Genomic DNA, 21,648 nt, shown 5'->3' with positions numbered 1-21,648 from the left:
GTCGGCCGTGAAATGAAGCCTGTGTCGGCTGGAATGCTATTCAAACGTGTTTTTGGTTCATACGGCCATGGCGTGTCGCGCGCTGAGAGGGCTGATAGGGCGCCTGCCGGCGGCGGTATCGCCGTGTAGAAAACCGAGCAGGGCGTTCTGGCTCTGCCGCCAGGCGGCCTTGTGTTCCATGTCGATGAAATGGCCGGCGTTGTCGACCTTGGCGAATTGGCAGTCGCGGATGTAGCGGGCGATCAGGCTGGCATCCGTGGCGGAGGTGTATTCGTCGTGTTCGCCGTTGATGAACAGCAGCGGGATATCGATGCTGCTCAGGCGGTTCATGTGGCAGTGGGCCTGCATGCGTAGCACCTGATGGATGTGAGCGATCATCTGCCGGTATTCGTGGCCGCTCAGGCTGCTGATGTGCCTGTGGTTGTAGCGTTTGAAGAGCGATGGCAGATACTTGCCGATGGTGTCGTTGACCAGGTGGCCCACCTTGTCACCGTCTTGCTGGCTCAGGCAGACCAGGGCGCGATTCAGGTAGTCCAGCATGGGCGTGTTCAGAATCGGCGAGAACGAGGCGAATATCGCTTTTTTCAGGCTGACCGGGCGTTCGCTCAGGGCAAGCATGCTGGCGATACCTCCCCAGGAGAAGGCCATCAGGTAGTGCGCTTGGTAATGGTCGATCAGTTCCAGCAGGATGGCGGCTTCGTCTTCCTTGCTGATGCAGTGGTCGTTGCGGTTGTGCGGTCTGGAGTGGCCGGCGTAAGGCTGGTCATAGAGCACCACGTTGAAGCGGGTGCCCAGGTATTTGACCGTTTGCGCGAAAGAGGCCGTCGTCGACAGCGAGCCATTGACCAGCACGATGGTCTTTCTGGCCACCGGGTTGATATGGAACTCGGTGTATACCTTGTACCCCCTCTTCGTATCGATGATGGCCGTGGCGGGTTTCATTGATATTGCTCCTGGCGCAAGGATGCGGGTGGCTGACGGCGATGCAGTGAGCCCTGCGGGTCGAGTGATCAGCAAAACGCCTGGGCATGACACGTCGATGTCAGTGAGGAGAATCTTGTGATTCATCGCGTGCGTCAGGCAGCCCTGCCTCAGGGAACGATCCGCCACGTGCAGGCGGTTGGTGCCAGCTCATCCCGCCAGATAAGGACTGCCGGGATTGTCCCTGGCCGGTGAGCCGCCGATGTTCAGACGCTATCGATTTCTGCCTGGTCGAGTGGACGGTAAGCACCGGGCGCCAGGGTTGGGTCGAGATTAATGGCACCGAGGCATTCGCGGTGCAGGCCGATGACCTTGTTGCGGAACTGACCGAACATGCGTTTAACCTGATGGTAACGGCCTTCGAACAGGGTCAGCCGGGCCGAGCGCGGCGCGTCGATCTGCAACAGGGCGGGGCGGGTAGTGAGGTTTTCGTAGGCGAAGTAAAGACCGTTGGCGAAGGCTTCGATGCAGGCGGGGTCGATGTCCTGCTCGGTCTCGACCCGGTAGACCTTGGCGTGGTTGCCATCGGGGGCGGTGGCGCGGCGCGACCAGCGGCCATCGTTGGTGATCAGCAGCAGGCCGCTGGTGGTCAGGTCGAGGCGGCCGGCCAGGTGCAGGTCGTGTACCTGCGGCTCGTCGAGCAGGTCGATGACCGTGCGGTGCTCGGCGTGCCAGGTAGCACTGACCACGCCGCTGGGCTTGTGCAGCATGAAGTAGCGCGCGGCCTTGCCCGCCTGCAGGAGCTCGCCGTCGAGTTCGACGCGATGGAAGTCGCGCACCTCGAAATGTCCGTCTCGACATACCTGGCCATCGACCCGGACCCGCCCGCAGGCCAGCAGCAGACGGCCGTGCTGGCGATTGAGGTGGGGCTGGTTGCCGAGCAGGCGGTCGAGGCGCATGGTTCAGGCGCCATCCACGGGCAAGGCGCTGGCGCAACGCGGGCAGAGGCAACTGCGATCACGCAGCTCCGGCGGTAGTTGCTCGAGTTGCCGAGGCGCGATCTGCACGTCGAAGCACCAGCACTGGCTGACGGGCTCATCGCGGTCGTGCTGGGCGCATTGGTTGAGTTGGCCACAGCAGGGGCAACGGTCAGGGGTCATCGCTTTTCTTCGCCAGCGGGATAGGGCCGTGTCAACCCTCCGGGACAGGCGGTTGCCACGGGCCGGATGGGGCGGGGCGGCCAGTATATCCTGGCCGACGCTCTTGTGGCCGGCGGCCGGTCAGTGCGCCTCGATGACCGCTACCCTCTGCCCGGCACTGACCGCCGAGCCGGGCTCTGCCTGAACCTTGTGGACGATACCGTCGACAGGTGAGAGCAGGGGAATCTCCATCTTCATCGATTCGAGAATGACCAGCACGTCGCCAGCCCTCACCGGGGTGCCTCGCTCGACCTTCACTTGCCAGAGGCTCCCGGCCACAGGGCTGTCGACAGCGTGCTGGCCAGCGACCAACGGGGCGTTTTCGCCGGGCTCGACCACGCCTTCGTCACTTTCGAAGTGCGCCTGGCCGGAGTCGATCCAGCGCTGGCGTTCGGCGGCGAAGGCGCTGCGCTGCCTGTCGCGGAAGGCGGCGATGCCGTCGGCTTCTTCCGTGAGGAAGCGCTGATAGTCGGCCAGGGCCAGTTCGCTCTGTTCGATACGCAGGTCGAAGCGGCCCAGAGGGAAGTCGCGGCGAATGCGCAGCAGCTCCTCCGCACTGACCGGGTAGAAGCGGATCTGGTCGAAGAAGCGCAGTAGCCAGGGCTGGCCGTCGAAGGCGGCGACTTCACGGTAGCGGTTCCACATCTGCAGGGTGCGACCGACGAACTGGTAGCCGCCGGGGCCCTCCATGCCGTACACGCACAGGTAGGCGCCGCCGATACCCACCGAGTTCTCGGCCGTCCAGGTGCGTGCCGGGTTGTACTTGGTGGTGACCAGGCGGTGGCGGGGGTCGAGCGGCGTGGCCACCGGTGCGCCGAGGTAGACGTCGCCCAGGCCCATCACCAGGTAGCTGGCATCGAACACCGTGCGGTACACCACGTCAAGATCAGGCAAGTCGTTGATCCGACGGATGAATTCCAGGTTGCTCGGGCACCAGGGCGCGTCCTTGCGTACGGTGGTCATGTACTTGTCGATGGCCAACTGGCAGGCCGGGTCATCCCAGGACAGCGGCAGATGGACGATGCGCGACGGCACCTTGAGGTCACCCGTGGTGCACACGGCGTCCCACTCGCCAGCGACGATATCGAGCAGTTCTTGCAACGGCAGGGTTTCCGGTTGGTAGTGCACCTGCAGGGAACGGATACCGGGCGTCAGGTCGATCACCCCGGCGATGTCCTTGGCCTGCAGCGCCTGCATCAGCGCGTGGCCACGGAAACGCAGCACCAGATCCAGCTCGGGTTGGCCGATTTCCAGCAGCAGGTGCGTGTCGCCAGAGAGGCGTGCGACCAGGCGCGTGTCGCCTTCGCCGAGGTCGAGGACGATGGGCGAAATAAGCGCCTGTGTAGACACTGGCTTGCCAGCGATCCGCAGGTGCGATTGATCGTCTGAGAGCAGGCTCCTGCAGGTGGCGTCGAGGCTCTGTGCCAGCTCCCGGGCCGTGGCGATATCCACCGGCACGAAGCGCACCCTGTCGCCGGCCTTGAGTTGGCCGAGCTGCCAGAGGTCGGCCTCGATGACCGTCACCGGGCAGACGAAACCGCCGAGGCTGGGGCCGTCGGGGCCGAGGATCACGGGCATGTCGCCGGTGAAATCCACCGCACCGATGGCATAGGGATTGTCATGGATGTTGGACGGATGCAGGCCCGCTTCGCCGCCACTCTCGCGTACCCATTCCGGCTTGGGGCCGATCAGCCGCACGCCGGTGCGGCTGGAGTTGAAGTGCACTGCCCAGTCGGTGTCGAGGAAGGTGGCGATATAGGCCGGGGTGAAATATTCCGGTGCGCCGTGAGGGCCGTAGATCACGCGAATTTCGCGCACGGCGGGCAGGGCGCTACAGAGTTCGCCCGGTAGTTGCGCGCCGGCTTGCGTGGTGTCGAGCGGCAGCAGGTGCAGCACGTCTCCGGCGCGCAGTGCGCGGCCAGCGTGGCCGCCGAACTGGCCGAGGGTGAAGGTGCTCTTGCTGCCCAGGTAGTCCGGCACCTGAACGCCGCCACGTACGCTCAGGTAGCTGCGCGCACCGGCACCGGCGATGGTGCCCAGGGCGAGGGTGCTGCCGGCGCTGATCAGCAGGGTGGTGTTCAAGGGCCGGGCCACGCCGTCGACGCTGAGCGGAATCTGCGCGCCGGTGACTGCCACCAGCGCGTCGGTGTTGAAGCGCAAGGTTGGGCCGCCGAGGGTGATTTCCAGACCGGCGGCGCTTTCCGGGTTGCCGAGCAGGCGATTGCCCAGGCGCAGGGCGCGGCTGTCCATGGGCCCGGACGGCGGCACGCCGACGGCCCAGTAGCCGAGGCGGCCGGGGAAGTCCTGCACGCTGGTCTGGGTACCGGCAGCCAGTACCTCGAAGGTACTGGCCTGATAGACCAGCTTCTCCAGACAGCGGGTCCAGGGTGAGCCGCTGGCGAAGGGCGTGTCGGCGAGGATCTGGCGCAGGTAGTCGCGGTTCGACGCCACGCCGTACAGCAGCGATTCGCCCAGGGCGGTATCCAGTGTCCGGCTGGCCTGATCGCGGGTGGGTGCCCAGGCGATCAGCTTGGCGATCATAGGGTCGAAGTAGGGGGGAATCTCGCAGCCCGCTTCGACCCAGGTGTCGATGCGCAGCGACTGGCCGTCGGCAGGCGGAAACTGCACGGCGGTGAGCAGGCCAGGGCTGGGCTGGAAGTCGCGACCGGGATCTTCGGCATACAGCCGCGCCTGGATGGCATGGCCGCGTGGGTTCAGGCCCTCGGCCAGCTCGTGCAGAGGTGCCAGGTCGCCGGCTGCCAATTCGATCATCCAGCGCACCAGGTCGACGCCCCATACCTGTTCGGTGACACCGTGCTCGACCTGCAGGCGGGTATTCACTTCGAGGAAGTAGAAGCGCTCTGCCTCGCTGTCGTAGACGAACTCGACAGTGCCGGCACTGCGGTAGCTGACCGCCCTGGCCAGTTCGATGGCTGCCGCGCAGAGCGCGTCGGCCGTGCCGGCTGGCAGGTTGGGTGCCGGGGTTTCTTCCAGCACCTTCTGGTTTCGCCGCTGCACCGAGCAGTCGCGCACGCCGAGGGCGAGCACGTCGCCCTGGCCGTCGCCGAACACCTGCACTTCCAGGTGGCGGGCACGCTGGATGTACTTCTCGATGAATACGCCGCTGTCGCTGAAGTTGTTCTGCCCAAGGCGCCTGACCGCGTCGAAGGCCTCGCTCAGTTCCCCGGCCGAACGGCACACACGCATGCCGATACCGCCGCCGCCGGCGGTGCTCTTGAGCATCAGCGGGTAGCCGACCTGCTCGCCGGCGACCAGTGCAGCATCGAGGTTTTCCAGCAGGTCGGTGCCTTCGAGCATGGGGACGCCGTGCTGTTTGGCCAACGCGCGGGCGCTGTGCTTGAGGCCGAACACCCGCAGTTGCTCGGGCGTGGGGCCGACGAAGGCGATGCCGGCCGCTTCGCAGGCCTCGGCGAAGGCGGCGTTTTCGGAGAGGAAGCCGTAGCCGGGATGGATCGCCCTGGCACCACTGGCCTTGGCAGCCGCGAGGATCTTGTCGACCGCCAGGTAGGTGTGTGCGGCAGGGCCGTCGCCGAGGGAAAAGGCTTCGTCGGCCTGCTGGATGTGCAGGCTGGCCACGTCCGCCTCGGCGTAGACGGCGACGCCTTTGACGTCGAGTGCGTGCAGGGTACGCAGGATGCGGCAGGCAATGGCACCGCGGTTGGCGATCAAAAGTTTTTCGAACATATCGGCTCCCGAGGCCGTTCGAAGCTGCTTCGCTCCGGCCTCGTTGAACGTGGCGGGCCGTCCCGCCGGCAATGGGTCTGCACCACGGTCGTCCGTGGTTGGAATCAGGTCGTTCGTTGGCTGTTTACGCAGGCCGATCTGTATCGCGGTCTTGGTGGACGTTAAGAGCGACGTCCACCCTACGGTTCTGCGCTGCCAGACATTGCCCCGAGCGGCTCTGGCATAGCTGGAACAACAACGCGCGAAGCTGCTTCATTCCCATACCAGCACCTGCGCAGGCGTGGGGTTCCAGCCGTTGCAGGGGTTGTTGAGCTGCGGGCAGTTGGAGATCAGCACGATCACGTCGGTCTCGGCGCGCAGCTCGACGTATTTGCCGGGGGCGGAGATGCCCTCTTCGAAGGTCAGGCCGCCGTCCGGGGTGACCGGCACGTTCATGAAGAAGTTGATGTTGGCGCCGATGTCGCGCTTCTCCAGGCGCCCGTCGTGCAGGCTGGCGCGCAGGAAATTGTCGCGGCAGCTGTGCATGAAGCGCTTGTCCAGGGCGTAACGCACGGTGTTGCTCTCCTGGGCGCAGGCGCCGCCGAGGGTATCGTGGCGGCCACAGGTGTCGGCGACTATGGTCAGCAGCGGGTTGCCGAGGTTGGAATAGAGCACCGTGCCGGCCGTCAGGTAGACGTTGTTCTGCTTGCGCAGGGTGCGCTGCGGGTCGAAGCGCTCACGCGGGTTGCGGGCGCTGTAGAACAGCGTGTCGATGGCCTGGTTGCCCTCCAGGTCGTGCAGGCGCAGGGTCTGCCCGGCCTTGACCTCGAACAGGTAGGGTTCGCCGGCCGCGATGGTGTGACGGAACACCGCGCGCTCGGGATGCAGGTTGCTTTCGGTCAGGCTCATGTCGGCACCTCAGAGGTAGTGGCGTTCGGTGTTGTGGAAGGCGCGGCCGTTTTCCGGGCGCGAGGTACGGCAGAGCACGCTGATGCCGTCGCTCTCGACCTTGCTCCAGCTCAGCTGTACCGGCTTGGGCGCGTACTGCGGGTTGGGGTCCATCGGGTGCTGCAGGGCGGTGAGCACCACCAGGGTGTCCATGGGGGCATACAGCTCGATGTAGTCACCGGCCTGGCTGTTGTCGCCGTGAAAGCGGAAGGCGCCGTCGGCATCGACGCTGACCCTGCTGAACAGGTTGAGGGTCATCAGCAGGTCCTGCAGGTTGAGGTTCCACTTGCCCATTTCCACCAGCAGGTTGTCCACGCCGTTGCGGAAGAACCCGTTGCGCAGTTCCTGATAGCGCCCCTGGCCGTATTTCTCGCTCACCTCACTGGCCGAGAGCACGCCTCCGAAGCTGTCGTGCCAGCCACAGGTGTCGGCGGTGATCGCCGCGAGCACGCGGCCCATGTCCGAGTACAGGCAATGGCCGGCCGTGAGCTTGGCGGTGTGCTGGCCCTTGAGGGTGTCCGGCAGGTTGAGGCGCTCGCTTTTCTCCACGGCGTTGAACAGCAGCAGGCTGACGTTGGCGCCGCCTTCGAGGTCGGTGATGCGCAGCAACTGGCCGCGCTTGAGGATGAACGAGGTGTGCCCGCCGCCAGGGACGGTTTCTTCGTAGAGAGTAGGGCGCAGGGTCAGGGCAGTGGTCATGGCAGTCTCCTTACAGGGCCGGGGCAAGATGCGCCGGCGGTGCCGCGATGGCGCTTTTGCGATCGCTGTTCAGGGGGATGTCGTAGGTGATGCGCGCGCCGAAGGCATTCGGTGCGTGCGGGTCGATACGGGTCTTGTCGAACACCATCAGGCGGGTGCCGAGGCTGAAGCCTTCGGCGAGATCGTGGGTGACCATGAACACCGTCAGCCCGGTTTCGCGCCACAGCTCCAGCAGCAGGGCGTGCATGTCCTTGCGGATGCCCGGGTCGAGGGCGCCGAAGGGTTCGTCGAGCAGCAGCACCCGGGGTTTCATGATCAATGCCTGGGCGATGGCCAGGCGCTGCTGCATGCCGCCGGAAAGCTGGCTGGGGTATTTGTCCAGGGCATGGCCGAGGCCGACCTTGCCGAGGATCGCCACGGCCTGCTCGCGAGCGTCACGCTTGGCCGCGCCGAACAGGCGACCGAGCAATGGCGCGCGGGGCAGTTCCAGGCCGATGGAGACGTTGTCCAGCACGCTCAGGTGCGGGAACACCGAATAGCGCTGGAACACCACGCCACGGCTGGCATCCGGTTCGCCCACGAGCGGCTGGCCACCCAGCAGGATCTCGCCCTTGCTCGGCCGCTCCTGGCCCAGCAGCAGGCGCAGGAAGGTCGATTTGCCGCAGCCGGATGCACCTACCAGGGTGCAGAACTCGCCCTCGGCGATGGACAGGTCCAAGCGCTCCAGAACGATCTGGTCGCCATAGGTTTGCCACACGTTGCGCACCTCGATGAACGGGCTCATGCCTTGGCTCCCTCGTACCAGGGGAAGCACAGCCGCGTCAGCTGGCGCAGGCCGAGGTCCATCAGCCAGGCGAGCAGGGTGATCCACACCACGTAAGGCAGGATCACGTCCATCGCCATGTAGCGGCGCACGAGGAAGATGCGATAACCCAGGCCGTCGGTACTGGCGATGGCTTCGGCAGCAATCAGGAACAGCCAGGCGGAGCCCAGCACCAGGCGCAGGGCGATCAGCAGGCGCGGCAGCAGCTGTGGCAGCACGACCCGCAGGATCAGCGTCCAGGTGCTGGCGCCGAGGGTCTGGGCCTTGATCAGCAGCTCCTGGGGGATTTCCCGGGCGCGCTGTTCCAGGTCGCGGGCGAGTATCGGGGTGATACCGATGACGATCAGCATCACCTTGGACAGTTCGCCCAGGCCGAAGACGATGAACAGGATCGGCAGTATCGCCAGCGGCGGCACCATCGACAGCACGGTGAGCAGCGGTGACAGCGGTGCACGCAGCAGCGGCAGGATGCCGGCGGCGATGCCCAGGCAAAGACCGACCAGCGCAGCGATGCCGATGCCCATGCCGAGGCGCGTCAGGCTCGACGCGGTGTCTTGCCAGAAGGCGTAGCCACCGGTGCGCTTGTCCTCGCTGAAGGCCAGGCGATCGACCGCGGCGATCATCTGGCTGGCACTGGGCAGCAGCTTGTCGTTGGGGTTTTCCGCCAGCCGCTGTGCCGAACCCGTGAAGTAGGCGAACAGCAACAGTGCGAAGGGCAGCAACACCAGCAGCAATCGGCCGGCCCTGTCGGGGTGTCGGTTGATCAGGCGCATGGGCATCTCAGGTTACGGTGGCCGAAGCCGAGACGCGGGGCGTCTCGTCACGTGTTTCAGGCAGCGCGAGGGAACGCTTGTCCTCTAGAGCTGGCCGTCGGCGGCCATCTGCATGTAGGTCGGGTCGAAGCGCAGCTTGAGGTTGCCCTGATCGCCGGTGATCACGTCGTTGGCGAAGGCCATGCCGACGGCATCTGCACTCTGCGCGCCTTCGCCGAGCAGGCCGTGACCGAACGAGAAGGCGGCGACCTTGCTCATGGTTTCCGGCAGCCGTGGGCTCTTGGTGAAAGCCACGGCTTCCTTGGCGCTATAGAACATCCTGGTGGTCGCCAACTGCGCCTCGTAGCCCTTGAGGTCGGTGCCGGAGGCCTTGGCCATGTGCTCGCGGGCAGCCTGGCCGGCAGCGCCGCCATCCCCCATGGTCGCCATGATTTCGTACCAGGCACCGGTCAGTGCCTTGCCGAGGGCGGGGTTGTCCTTGAGGGTGTCGGTGTTGACCACCATCAGGTCGATGATTTCGCCGGGAATCTGGCTGGAGTCGAACACCTTGGTCACACCGGGCGTGGCTTCGATTTCGGCGAGCAACGGGTTCCAGGTGGTGACGGCGGTGACGTCCGCGGTCGCGAAGGCGGCGACGAGATCGGCGTCGGAGGTGTTCACCACCTTCAGGTCGCGTTCGCTGAGGCCGGCCTTTTCCAGGCCGCGAGCGAGCAGGTAGTGCGATACCGAGAGCTCGACCAGGTTGACGTTCTGGCCCTTGAGGTCACCCAGTGTCTTCTTCTCACCCTTGAGCACGATGCCGTCGTTGCCGTTGGAGAAGTCGCCGACGATCAGCGCGGTGCTGTCCACGCCGCCAGCGGCAGGGATGGTCAGGGCGTCCATGTTGGTCATGGCGCAGCCGTCGAATTGGCCGGCGCTGTACTGGTTGATCGATTCGACGTAGTCGTTGATCTGCACGACATCGATGTCGATGCCGTACTTCTTCGCCCACTTGTCGACGATGCCTTGGGTGGCACCGTATTCCCAGGGCATCCAGCCGGCATAGAGGGTCCAGCACACGCTGAAGCTGTCCTTTTGGGCCGCCTGGCCGTTGAAAGAGATGGCTGCCGCGAGACCGGCGGCGAGAACGGAGAAGAGACGGGGCTTGCGCATGGAGACCTCCAGTTCGAGAAAGGGCGGAGCAGGAGTGCGCGGCATCTCCCATCACTGGGGGCGCGTTCTCCCGGGCTTTTGTCCCGCCGTGTAACCCCTCGAGGAGGTCGCCAACTCTCGGACCAGTCATTCGCCTGCTGATTGGCGAACCGGAACCCTAGTCGGCTATTGCAAATTGTGATGCCGCGATCCCGGGCGGCTGCCTGGGACTTTCCTGTATGGATTGGCAGCAAGCGAGGATCGTGCCAGGCGCCGGAGACCCGCCTAGCCCGCGCCTGTGGTTATTTGGGGGGGAAATCCCCTGCGCTCTCATGGTGCGCGCTGGATGCCGGTTGCGCGGTTTCGGCGCGCGTTCAGTGTGCTCGTCGAGCGCAGCTGAAATCATTTGTTGCGACTCACCGACAAGCGGAGTGGATTCGGCCAGCCCTGGGTTGTCTGAAGGACTGGGAACACTCCCGCCATCGGCAGCCGCCGTTGGGCGTTTCGCAGTCGAAGGAGCACACCCCATGATCCGTAAATCCATGCTCGTCGCGTTGTTGGGTTTTGCGCTAACCGGTTGTGCGGTCTATGGCGACAGCGGCTATGGTGGTTACCGCGATTATGATCGTCAGTACTATCCCGGTGCGCACGTGCAGCGCTACGAGACGTATGGTGCGCCGCGTGTCTACGTATACGAGGATCGTCGCTACGAGCGTCGTTACTCGCCGCCACGCTATTACGCGCCACCGCCGCCCCCGCGCTATTTCAGCCAGCCCGGCCATGACGCTCGCTATCACGGTCGTCACGAGCGCAACCGACGCGACTACCGGCCGACGCCGCGCCCCGGTTGGGAAGGGCAGCGCCATCACTATCAGCAGCAGCCACGCAACGCGCCCCTGGAGCGGCAACAGCGCGAGGCGCCTCAACGCCTGCAACGGGGCTGGACGAGCGACCGCTGACTCCCTCATTGCCTGATGCGCTCGCGGAGCGCATCAGCACGCTCGTCGTTTTGAAGCTGGCTTGCCGACAAGCCCGGGGGTGTCTCCTGCAATGTTCTGGCCCTGCATCGATGTCGCCGCGTGTTGTCGTCAGGACCTGTCGCCCACCCGTTTCAAAAGTGTCCTGTAGTGGCATCTGGCAATTGTTTTTTACCCGCGTGCGCCGCACCATGACGCCATTGCTTGTCTGGAAGCATTGTCGTGCCTATCGGCGGTTCTGGCGTTCTCTCAATCCGTTATCGCTGGCCCATGCTGGTGGTGTGGCTGCTCGCCCTGTCGCTGGTGGCTGGCGGCCTGCATGCGCAATGGGACTTCCAGCGTATCGCCGCCCGCGCCGAGCAGCTCTATGGCCCGCTGGGTGCCGGCAAACCCCGCATCGATGCCTGGCAACGGGTGCTCGACGAGCAGCGTGACGCCAGCGAGACCGGCAAACTCGAGGCCATCAACCGCTTCTTCAATCTGCAGTTGCGCTTTCGCGATGACCAGCAGATCTGGGGCGTCGCGGATTATTGGGCGACTCCGGTCGAGGCCCTGATGCGCGGTGCCGGCGATTGCGAGGATTACGCCATCGCCAAGTATTTCAGCCTGCGTCAGTTGGGTGTGCCGAGCGAGAAGCTGCGCATCACCTATGTCAAGGCGGTACGCCTGAACCAGGCACACATGGTGTTGACCTACTACCCGACCCCCACTTCCGTGCCACTGGTGCTGGATAACCTGATCGATGCCATCGAGCCGGCTACCGAGCGCCGTGATCTGGTGCCCGTGTATGCCTTCAATGCCGAAGGGCTCTGGGTACCCGGACCTGCCGGCGGCAAGCAGGTGGGAGACAGCAAGCGCCTTTCGCGCTGGCAGGATTTGTTGAAGAAGATGCGCGCCGAAGGGTTTCCCTGAGGCGTAGCGAGGAGTCGTTCATGTCACTGTTCAAGCAGTTGTGTGTGGCCATCTGCATCCTGATGCTGGTGAGTTTCGCCGCCAGCGTCGTGGTCAACGTGGAGAGCTCGCGCGACCAGCAGGTCAACCAGTTGCGCGCCCATGCCCAGGATGCCGCCACCGCGCTGGGCCTGTCGCTCAGTTCGCACCTGGACGATCCGGCAATGCTGGAGTTGATGGTCAGCTCGATTTTCGACAGCGGTTATTTCGAGAGCATCCGCGTGATCGGCGTGGACGAGAAGGTACTGGTCGAGCGTTCCGGTGCGAGCCTCGGCGCCGGAGCGCCATCCTGGTTCGCGAACCTGGTGGGTCTTGCTGCGGCCCAGGGTGACGCCATCGTCAGCGACGGCTGGAACCAGGCCGCGCGGGTCGAGGTGGTCAGCCACCCGTACTTCGCCATCGCCAGGCTGTGGCAGACCGCCTACGCCACGTTTCTGTGGCTGGCGCTGATCAGCCTGGTGTGTATCGGCCTGAGCGTACTGCTGCTCAAGCGCCAGTTGCGTCCGCTGGAGTACATGGTCGAGCAGTCCAATGCCATCGCACGCCGGGAATTCCTCAGTGCACCGAACCTGCCGCGTACCCCGGAGTTTCGTCGGGTGGTCAACGCCATGAACCAGATGGTGGAGAAACTCAAGGCGCTGTTCGAGGAGGAGGCGTCGCGCAGTGAGACGTTGCATGCCGAGGCCTATCAGGACAGCCTGACCGGCCTGGCCAACCGTCGCTATTTCGACCTCGAGCTGCAGGCCCGGCTGACCGGAGAGGAGCGTGCCAGCAGTGGTGTGCTGTTCCTGCTACGGCTCAACGACCTGATCGGCCTCAACCAGCGTATCGGGGGGCAGCGCACGGATCAGTTGCTCAAGGCCGTGGCCGAACAGTTGCAGCAGGTCAGCCAGGGACGCTACCTGCTGGCACGTAACCGTGGCGGGGAGTTCGCCTTGCTGGCCGCCGGTCTCGACCGTCGGCAGGCCGAGCAGATGGCCGAGCAACTGAGCAATGGCTTGCTCTCGTTGCAGCAGACCGGTGCCAGCGACTGTTTTCCGGTGGCCCATATCGGCATCACCACCTTCGCGGCGGGCGCTTCCAGCAGCGAACTGTACAGCGCGCTGGACAGGGCACTGGCCGAAGCGATCAGCCATAACCGCGAGCATTGGGCGTTCGTCGAGCACCGCCAGCAGGCCGCGGTCAGCGACGAGCACAAGGATTGGCATGACCTGCTGAACGACGCCTTCGAGCAGGGGCGTTTCCTGCCGTACGCACAGCCGGTGGTGAATGCCGCGGAGCCGACTCAGGTGCTGCACAACAAGGTGCTTGCCCGTCTACAGGACGAGCAGGGCGAGCCCATCGCCGCAGGGCGCTTCCTGCCCTGGTTGGAGCGCTTTGGGTGGACCGCTCGCCTGGATCTGCTGATGCTCGATGCCGTGCTGGAGCGGCTGCACGATCATGAGGGACGGCTGGCGCTCAGCCTTTCGGGAATTACCGTGCGCGACCCTCACGCCTTGCAGCAGGTCTACGAGCGTTTGCGTCTGCACCCCGCGGCCAGCGGTCGTCTGATACTGGAGCTGGACGAGGGGCAGTTACCCGGCCCGGTCGAGCTCGAGTCGATCACCCGTAAACTGCGTGGCTTCGGTGTCGAGCTCGGTCTGCAGCATTTCGGCGGACGCTTCAGCATGATCGGCAACCTGGCGAAGTTGGGGCTGGCCTACCTGAAGGTGGATGGCAGCTTCATTCGTGGCATCGACCAGGAAAGTGACAAGCGTTTGTTCATCGAAGCCATGCAGCGAGCGGCCAATAGCATCGATCTGCCATTGATCGCCGAACGGGTGGAAACCCGTGGCGAGTTGGAGGTGTTGCGGGCCATGGGCATCGTCGGCGTACAAGGTCGCCTGTTCGGCGAACCCTCGGTCTGGTCGTGATCAGATCAGGCCACGCTCCTCGTCGTTGATCAGGCGGTTCAGGCCGCCCAAGGCGTCACGTGCGCGACTACGGCCCATCAATTTGCTCTGCGCCGCTTCCGGTAGATCGGTGATGCGCACCACGCCTTTCCTGATCAACAGATCGATCAAGTCCTCGAGTACACGGATCATGTCCAAGTCGCTCTGCTTGAGCTGCAGCAGGCTACTTTCCACGTTCTGGTTGGAAAACCAGGAACGCGCCTCCTCGCTGTCAGCCGGCAGCTCGCCGTTCATTCCTTCGAACGGCTCTGGCTGCACACGCTGTAGATCGCCCTCGGCATTACGTTTTATATAGAACACGCACCTACTCCCATAAACCAATGCCTACAGCTTAGCGCCCCGCCACGAAAGTGTAGCGGGGGGCTATCATGGATCGACTTTGATCGTGTGGTTGGCGATCAGGGTATTGATGTCATAACTCGGCAGACTGGCATGACCCAGATCGATTTGCACATCGGCTTTGGCGGCAACCTGTTGAGTGCTGGTGTCGCCGTTGCTGAACTCGCCCTTGGTGCTGATCAGGAGGGTGGAGCTACCGTTGTCCGTGACCAGTTTCAGGTAGCTGTCCAGATTGTTGCTGTGGTCCTGCAGCAGGGAGCTGAGGTCGATGCTGTCCCCCTCCGCCACACTGAAGTCCTTGATCACGTCCTTGCCGAAATCACCTTTTTGCCAGACGAAGGTGTCGGCACCCGTACCACCGAACAGGATGTCGTCACCCGCGCCACCGACCAGGAAGTCGTTACCGCCTTGCCCGTAGAGGATGTCGTTACCGGCACCGCCGTACAGGTGATCCGACTCACCGCGGGTGTCGCCGGCGACGTTGAAGGTCTCGTGGTTGGCGCGAATGTAGTCGTACAGGTCGGCATGGGTCGGCGCGACACCGTTCTTCAGGGGCAGGAAGGTTTCCAGGGCATGGGTGCCTGCGCCGTCATGCAGGTCGCTGGGTTTGGTCGGATTGCCGTTGACACCCCAGGGCAGCGCATCGGTATTGATGACATCACCGAAGATGATGTCGTTGCCGTCGCCGCCATAAATCGTGTCGTTGCCGACCGTAACCGGAATGTAGGCGTTGGAGCCGCCGTGCAGGGCGACCGAGAGTTCATCGGCAGAGTTGACGATCTCGACCTTGCCGACCGGCACTTTGGTGTAGTCCACTCGGGTGATGTTGTCGATCGACATCGAGGCATTGCTGAAGTTGAGCGACTTGTCGTCGACACCGAAAGCCAGGCGGTAGGTACCTGCACCCACCACCGATGTTTCCACGGTCGTCCAACTGCCCCCGGTAGTACCGCCACCGGTTTGTACCTCCACCCAGGTGCCACTCACAAACTGCTGCAGCTTCCAAGAGAGTGAGTCGCCGTTGCCGGTATCCGCTGTGCCATAGGCGAACCTCAGACTACTGAAGGCACCTTCGGCAACCGTCATTGACGGAGTCGCGGCAGTCACGGGCGTTCCGCCCCAGGTATCACGAATGACTAGCGTGTCCGAGCTGCGGCTCACCGAGCCACTGTTGCCACCGGTTCCAGAAGTTTCCCAATTGGCCAGGTTGTTCCAACTGCTTGTGTTGTTGTTGAAGTTGGCCAGCGTGGCCGTCGAGCCATTGGTCAGATAGGTGGATGCTGGCGAGTCCGTGGTGTTGTCGAACAGGCTGAGGTTCTTCTCGCTGACCCCCGAGCCGATACCGATCGCATGCACGGCGCTCTTGCCTGCCAGTACGTTGAAGGTATCGAGCGAGCCAAGTAGCACTTCATTGTTGGTGGTCGAGCCGTTGCCACTGACGGTCGTGGTATTGCCGTTGTAGTAGTAGGTCGGGTCACCGTCGGACAGGAAGAACGTCAGATTCTCGTAACCGGTAGCCTTGGAGTTGCCTGCAGCACTTTGTGCATCAAACCAGGCGGAGGCTTCTTTGAAGGCCGCTTCGTAATTGGTGCCGCCGTTGGCGGTAAGTTTCTGAATGTCCGCCAGCAGCGCATCGAGTTTGCTGCCACTTTGCAGGTCAGCCACCTTGGTGCTCAGCGTCACGTTGCCTGCGAAGCCAACGAGAGTGAGGTTGATTACGCCGTCATGGCCTGCCAGGGTTTTGACGAAGCTCGACAGCGCATTTTTGGTCAGGCTCATCCGGTCGCCTTGCATGCTGCCGGAAGTGTCGACCAACAGGGCGATATTGTAGTTGGTGGCAGGTTGAACGGTAGTCAGCGTGCCCCCTGCATCACCCAGCAGTACGTCATTACCGCTACCACCGCGAATGGTGTTATCGCCATTGTCGTTGGTGCCGTCGCCAGCCAGATGGATCACGTCAGCCGGTTTGGTGACCTTCAAGGTAGCTGTAGCGGTGTCCGAGCCACCTTTGCCATCGCTGATGGTGTACTGGAAGGTAGCGTCGCCGTAGAAGCCTTCCTTCGGTGTGAAGATGATGTTGCCGTTGCTCAGGCTGACGGTGCCATTGGTGGCGTTCTGCACGCTGGTAATGGACAGTGCGTCGCCGTTCGGGTCGCTGTCGTTGCCGAGCAGCGTACTGCCGGCAATGGTCAGGCTGTCGCCGGACTCCACCACCAGGCTCGAGGTCGTCGGCACGTGGTAGAGCATGTCCGAGTCGACGACCTTGTAGGTGCCGCCCTGGCCGATTTCGACCTTGAGACGGGCGTCTCCGCCCTGATCCCAGTAGATGATCTCGATTTGCTGGGCGCCAGCCTGAGCCGCAGTGATGGTGAACGAGTTGCCGGTTGAGGTACCGGTCGACTGGTTGTTGTTGAATTCGGCGACCACCTGGCCATTGATGCGGATGCTGTATCCGTCGTCCGCCGTCACCCTGAACTGGTAGGTACCGGCCGCCAGATTCATGTAGCCGCTCATCTTGATGATGGCGTCGGAGGTGTTGCCCGGGTCAGTCGACAGCGAGTTGGCCTTGGTACCGTTGCCCGTGGTGGTGTTCACACCCAGGAAATTCTGCAGGTTGGTGCCATTGCCCAGGCCGGACGTATTGCTCAGGTTGCCGTAGTCCAGCTTGGTGGCATTGAAGGTCGCCGCAGGCGTGTGCCCGTCGATGAACTGGCGAACCTGGCTCAGGTTGGTCAGGTTGGCGCCATCGCTGTTCGCACCGGTGCTCGAGTCGTTATAGCCGTAGTACTCGGCTTTCAGACCTGAGACCGTGGTGTAACTGTCGTCCTTGGCATCCGGTGTACCGTCGACGATGCCGCCTACCGCGACTTGACCGCCGATTTCCAGCCTCACCGTCTCCAGTGGTTCGGCGACCACACTGTCGGCGAGCGTCTGTACCGTCACCGAGAAGCTGGTGATCCCAGCCGGTACGCTGATCTTCCCGGTGGCTGCGTCATAGGTCACACCGTTGCTGAAGCTTTGAGCGGTCAGTTTGTAATCGAGATTCGCAGTTGCCGTGCCACCGACGCTGAAGGACAAAGACGTCGGGGTCGAGCTGGCGTTGCTCAGGGTTACGTTGAACAGCAAATTACTGCCTTCGATCACATTGTCATCGGCAGTGCCGGCCTGGCCGACCTCGATGGCACTGACCGTAGGAACCGCATCGTTGTCGAAGATGGTGGCGGTAGCGGTCTTGCCTCCGACGGTCAGGGTGAAGGTTTCGGTCGGCTCGCTGATGGTGTCATTCAGGGTCGGCACGGTGACGGTGAAACTGGTCACGCCAGCCGGTACGGTGACCTGGCCAGTGGTGGCGTTGTAGGTCACGCCGTTGCTGAAGCTCTGGTTGCTCAGCGTTGCGTTGTAGTCGTTACCGGCCGTTGCCGTGCCGGGGTTCAGTGCCAGGCTGAAAGTCGTGGCGGTGCTGCTGGCATTGGTCAGGTTGACGGTGAAGATGGCGTTGTCGCCTTCATCGACCTGGCCACCGTTGCCGTCTACCGCAGCACTGACGGTGCTCACGGCCGGAGCTGCATCATTGTCGAAGATGGTGGCGGTAGCGGTCTTGCCTCCGACGGTCAGGGTGAAGGTTTCGGTCGGCTCGCTGATGGTGTCATTCAGGGTCGGCACGGTGACGGTGAAACTGGTCACGCCAGCCGGTACGGTGACCTGGCCAGTGGTGGCGTTGTAGGTCACGCCGTTGCTGAAGCTCTGGTTGCTCAGCGTTGCGTTGTAGTCGTTACCGGCCGTTGCCGTGCCGGGGTTCAGTGCCAGGCTGAAAGTCGTGGCGGTGCTGCTGGCATTGGTCAGGTTGACGGTGAAGATGGCGTTGTCACCTTCATCGACCTGGCCACCGTTGCCGTCCACCGCTGCGCTGACGGTTCCGATACCCGGAGCGACTTCGGTACCGATGATAGTAATGGTGGCGGTAGCGGTGGCGGTACCGCCATAGCCGTCACTGACGGTGTAGGTGAAGCTCTGGGTCTTGATCTCACCGGATTTCAGATTGTTGTCATTGGCGGCAAAGTTGAAGCTGCCGTCGGCGTTTACGGTAAGTACGCCCGTTGCCAGTGCGACCTTGCCATCGGCAGGCACGTCGCTGCCATTGATCTTGATGACTCCAAGCGTCTGGCTGGCCTGCGCATCGCTGTCGTTGTTGAGCAGACCTTTGCCCTGGTCGATGACCAGCGTCTGGCTTTCATTGACCACGTAGGCGCTATTGGCCGAAGCCGGGCCAGACCCGGAAAAACCGGTCAGGAAATAGTCGGATCCATCACCTGTGCCGTTTGCCGTAGGCAAGGCCTCGAAACGGATGCTGTCGAAGACTTGCGTGCCGGTGTTGAGCGAGAAGGTGCCAGAGCCACCACCGCTGAGATTGAAGGTTCCGCTGGCCACTTCGACCCCCTCGTACAGGGCAACCCAGCGTCCGATTTCTCCGCCATCTTCATTGGCGATCAGCCGGCTCACTCTGAAGTCGGCCTGATTGAGGTTGCCACTGAAGTTCAAGGTGATGGATTCGGATTTGCCTGTGGTCGGATCGTATTCCAACTGATCAGGAACCTGGTTGACCACTGCGCGAGGCGATCCGGCAACGCCCAGTGCATTGTGGTTGCCATCGACGGTCAGTTCGAGCAGCTTGGCGTTGTCGCCATTACCGTCTCGTGCCTGAATGACGGTCTTCTGTTTGTTACTGTCCTGCAGCGCCCAGTTGTTGGTGGCTGAGCCACCCCCCAGATCGCCGATCGTCACGGTATAGGGGCTGCCGACAGGATCGTCGACGGCAACCGGGTTGCTGTTCAGTAGAGCCTGGTCACTGCCTTTGCCAGACGTGTTGCCGAACTGATCCTGAAGCGTCGCTTCGACAGTGATGGTCTTGCCCTCGCCCGGATTGGCGAAGGCAGTGTCAAGGTGACCGGTGGCGATTTGCGCGGCAGTCAGTTTGAAGTTCTGAGTGGTTATGCCATCGGTGACGCTGAGGGTGTCGCCGATGACAGAGCCGGCCGGCAGGCCAACCCGCACATCGATGGAGCCGTTGAGCTCGGTTTTGCTGATGACGCCGTCGTTGTTGGCGTCTTCGGTGATGGTGACGACTGGTGCCGCGCCGGTGGTGCCGGCCAGGGTATCGACGCTTGCGGTGTCGGTGCCTGTCTCGGAGGTATTGCCGAACTGATCACGCAAGGTGGCTTCGACGGTCAGCGTATTGCCTTCGCCCGGGTTGGCGAAGGTGGTGTCGACGTACCCGGTGGCGATTTGCGCGGCAGTCAGGGTGATGGTCTGCGGCGTGGTGCCGTTGGTGATGACCAGGGTATCGCCGACGACGGCACCAGCCGGTAGGCCAACCCGCACATCGATGGCGCCGTTGAGCTCGGTTTTGCTGATGACGCCATCGTTGTTGGCGTCTTCTGTGATGGTGACGATTGGTGTCGCGCCGGTGGTGCCGGCCAGGGTATCGACCCTGGCGGTGTCGGTGCCTGTCTCGGAGGCGTTGCCGAACTGGTCACGCAAGGTGGCTTCGACGGTCAGCGTATTGCCTTCGCCCGGGTTGGCGAAGGTGGTTGTCACGAAGCCTGCGGTGATCTGCGCGGCAGTCAAGGTAATGGTCTGCGGAGTGGTGCCGTTGGTGATCACCAGCGTGTCACCAGCCACTGCACCGGCTGGCAGACCTACGCGTACGTCGATCTCTCCGTTGAGTTCAGCCCTGCTGATAATGCCATCGTTGTTGGCGTCTTCGGTGATGGTGACGATTGGGGCCGCGCCGGTGTCGCCGGCAAGGGTGTCGATAGCGCCGTTGTCGGTAGCGCTGCCAGTATTGCCAGCTGGATCCGTAACCTGAGCATCAACGGTGTACGGGCCTTCAGCCAGTGTCTGCGGGACATCGACGGTGTAGCCGCCGCCAGCCAGAACCGGCGTGGTGAAGGTAAAGCTCGTGCTGTTCTGGGTAACGGTAAGGGTGACGATGCTACCAACCGGCGCATCGGTCGTACCGGTAATGGTTGGGGTGGTGTCGTTACTAATCGCCGGAGCATCGACGCTGATGGTCGGTGCGGTGGTGTCAACGCTATAGCCTTCGGTGTCGGAGGCGGTCCCGACGTTACCGGCGGCATCGGTGATGCTGATGCTGGCGGTAATGGTCTGGCCAGTGTCGGCAACCAGGTCGGCGCCGGGCACATTGATGCTGAAGGTTTTGTCAGCCAGAACCAGCCCAGTGAAGGTTTTGCCATTGACGGTCAGGGTGACGGTGTCGCCGACCTTGGCATCGCCACCAACGGTGCCGGTAACCGGAATCTGCTGACCGGCCTCGGTGCTGTTGATCACGTCATCGCCGGTGATATTGGCGTCGAGGGTGATGGTTGGTACCGGAGCTGTAACGTCGATGGCGCCGCTGTCGGTAGCCGAACCGATGTTGCCAGCGGGATCGGTAACCTGAGCACCGACGGTGTACGGGCCCTCAGCCAAGGCTTGCGGCACATCTGCGGTGAACGTACCACCCGCCAGTACCGGTGTAGTCACGGTGATGACGGTGGCGCCTTGGGTAATGGTCAACGTTACGTTGCTGCCAACCGGCGCATCTGTCGTACCGGTAATGGTCGGTGTCGTGTCGTTACTGACAGCCGGAGCATCAACGGTAATCGCCGGAGCGGTTGTATCGATGGTGCCGCTATCGGTAGCCGTGCCTGTGTTGCCAGCGGGATCTGTAACTTGGGCGCCGACGGTGTAAGGACCTTCAGCCAACGCTTGAGGAACATCGACTGCATAGGTGCCGCCAGCCAGTACCGGTGTGGTCACGGTGATGACGTTGGTGCCTTGTGTGATCGTCAGCGAGACAATGCTGCCAACAGGCGCGTCGGTGGTGCCGGTAATGGTCGGCGTCGTGTCATTGCTGACCGCAGGAGCATCAACGGTAATCGCTGGAGCGGTTGTATCGATGGCGCCGCTATCGGTAGCCGTGCCGGTATTGCCAGCTGGATCGGTAACTTGGACGCCGACGGTGTACGGGCCCTCAGCCAATGCCTGAGGCACATCAACGGTATAAGTGCCGCCAGCCAGAACCGCTGTAGTCATGGTAATGACGTTGGTGCCCTGGGTGATCGTCAGCGTGACAGTGCTGCCCACCGGCGCATCGGTAGTGCCGGTGAGGGTTGGAGTGGTGTCGTTACTGACGGCCGGCGCCTCGACGGTGATGGTCGGGGCCGTGGTATCGATGGCCCCGGAGACGGT

Annotated in this window: 14 protein-coding genes and 1 riboswitch; of the genes, 3 read left to right on the top strand and 11 right to left on the bottom strand. The window is 63.2% G+C overall.

Annotation, left to right across the window (positions count from 1 at the left end; all coding sequences use genetic code 11):
- Positions 1 to 57: 57 nt before the first annotated feature.
- From BLR94_RS26435 to BLR94_RS26395, 9 genes are all read right to left on the bottom strand, one after another.
- Positions 58 to 942: an alpha/beta fold hydrolase gene (locus tag BLR94_RS26435; protein ID WP_084308932.1), complete on the bottom strand. Its 885-nt coding sequence runs from the start codon at positions 940 to 942 to the stop codon at positions 58 to 60.
- A gap of 245 nt (positions 943 to 1,187) precedes the next feature.
- Complete coding sequence (locus tag BLR94_RS26430) at positions 1,188 to 1,880, bottom strand: pseudouridine synthase (RefSeq protein WP_084308933.1); 693 nt, start codon at positions 1,878 to 1,880, stop codon at positions 1,188 to 1,190.
- A 3-nt stretch (positions 1,881 to 1,883) separates the two neighbouring features.
- A complete protein-coding gene (locus BLR94_RS26425) occupies positions 1,884 to 2,081 on the bottom strand; it encodes a cysteine-rich CWC family protein (protein WP_084308934.1) in 198 nt (65 codons plus the stop codon).
- Between the two features lie 120 nt (positions 2,082 to 2,201).
- A complete protein-coding gene (gene uca / locus BLR94_RS26420; protein WP_084308935.1) occupies positions 2,202 to 5,825 on the bottom strand; it encodes an urea carboxylase in 3,624 nt (1,207 codons plus the stop codon).
- Positions 5,826 to 6,077: 252 nt separating this feature from the next.
- On the bottom strand, positions 6,078 to 6,713 hold the full coding sequence (locus BLR94_RS26415) for an urea amidolyase associated protein UAAP2 (RefSeq protein WP_084308936.1): 636 nt from the start codon (positions 6,711 to 6,713) through the stop codon (positions 6,078 to 6,080).
- 9 nt (positions 6,714 to 6,722) lie between these two features.
- Positions 6,723 to 7,451, bottom strand: a complete 729-nt coding sequence (locus tag BLR94_RS26410; protein ID WP_084308937.1) for an urea amidolyase associated protein UAAP1 — start codon at positions 7,449 to 7,451, stop codon at positions 6,723 to 6,725.
- A gap of 10 nt (positions 7,452 to 7,461) precedes the next feature.
- Complete coding sequence (locus tag BLR94_RS26405) at positions 7,462 to 8,235, bottom strand: ABC transporter ATP-binding protein (protein WP_084308938.1); 774 nt, start codon at positions 8,233 to 8,235, stop codon at positions 7,462 to 7,464.
- Positions 8,232 to 9,047: an ABC transporter permease gene (locus tag BLR94_RS26400; protein WP_084308939.1), complete on the bottom strand. Its 816-nt coding sequence runs from the start codon at positions 9,045 to 9,047 to the stop codon at positions 8,232 to 8,234. Before BLR94_RS26400 ends, BLR94_RS26405 begins: the two co-directional genes overlap by 4 nt.
- An 84-nt stretch (positions 9,048 to 9,131) precedes the next feature.
- Complete coding sequence (locus BLR94_RS26395; RefSeq protein WP_084308940.1) at positions 9,132 to 10,199, bottom strand: putative urea ABC transporter substrate-binding protein; 1,068 nt, start codon at positions 10,197 to 10,199, stop codon at positions 9,132 to 9,134.
- A gap of 65 nt (positions 10,200 to 10,264) precedes the next feature.
- A riboswitch (guanidine-I (ykkC/yxkD leader) is annotated at positions 10,265 to 10,371 on the bottom strand.
- 334 nt (positions 10,372 to 10,705) lie between these two features.
- On the opposite strand from BLR94_RS26395, the gene BLR94_RS26390 reads away from it, so the two are divergent.
- From BLR94_RS26390 to lapD, 3 genes are all read left to right on the top strand, one after another.
- Positions 10,706 to 11,137, top strand: a complete 432-nt coding sequence (locus tag BLR94_RS26390) for a hypothetical protein (protein WP_084308941.1) — start codon at positions 10,706 to 10,708, stop codon at positions 11,135 to 11,137.
- Positions 11,138 to 11,425: 288 nt separating this feature from the next.
- A complete protein-coding gene (gene lapG / locus BLR94_RS26385) occupies positions 11,426 to 12,067 on the top strand; it encodes a cysteine protease LapG (RefSeq protein WP_084308942.1) in 642 nt (213 codons plus the stop codon).
- A 20-nt stretch (positions 12,068 to 12,087) separates the two neighbouring features.
- Positions 12,088 to 14,019, top strand: coding sequence for a cyclic di-GMP receptor LapD (lapD, locus tag BLR94_RS26380; RefSeq protein WP_084308943.1), 1,932 nt, complete (start codon positions 12,088 to 12,090; stop codon positions 14,017 to 14,019).
- Here lapD and BLR94_RS26375 read toward each other — a convergent pair whose 3' ends face one another.
- Together BLR94_RS26375 and BLR94_RS26370 are read right to left on the bottom strand one after the other, a co-directional pair.
- A complete protein-coding gene (locus BLR94_RS26375; RefSeq protein ID WP_084308944.1) occupies positions 14,020 to 14,358 on the bottom strand; it encodes a tryptophan synthase subunit beta in 339 nt (112 codons plus the stop codon).
- 66 nt (positions 14,359 to 14,424) lie between these two features.
- On the bottom strand, positions 14,425 to 21,633 hold the full coding sequence (locus tag BLR94_RS26370) for a beta strand repeat-containing protein (protein ID WP_279615893.1): 7,209 nt from the start codon (positions 21,631 to 21,633) through the stop codon (positions 14,425 to 14,427).
- Positions 21,634 to 21,648: the final 15 nt, after the last annotated feature.

Source organism: Phytopseudomonas flavescens, assembly GCF_900100535.1.
In the GTDB taxonomy this organism is placed as follows: domain Bacteria; phylum Pseudomonadota; class Gammaproteobacteria; order Pseudomonadales; family Pseudomonadaceae; genus Aquipseudomonas; species Aquipseudomonas flavescens.
The sequence above is the reverse complement of the archived record's forward strand: the minus strand, read 5'-3'. Positions and strand labels throughout refer to the sequence as shown.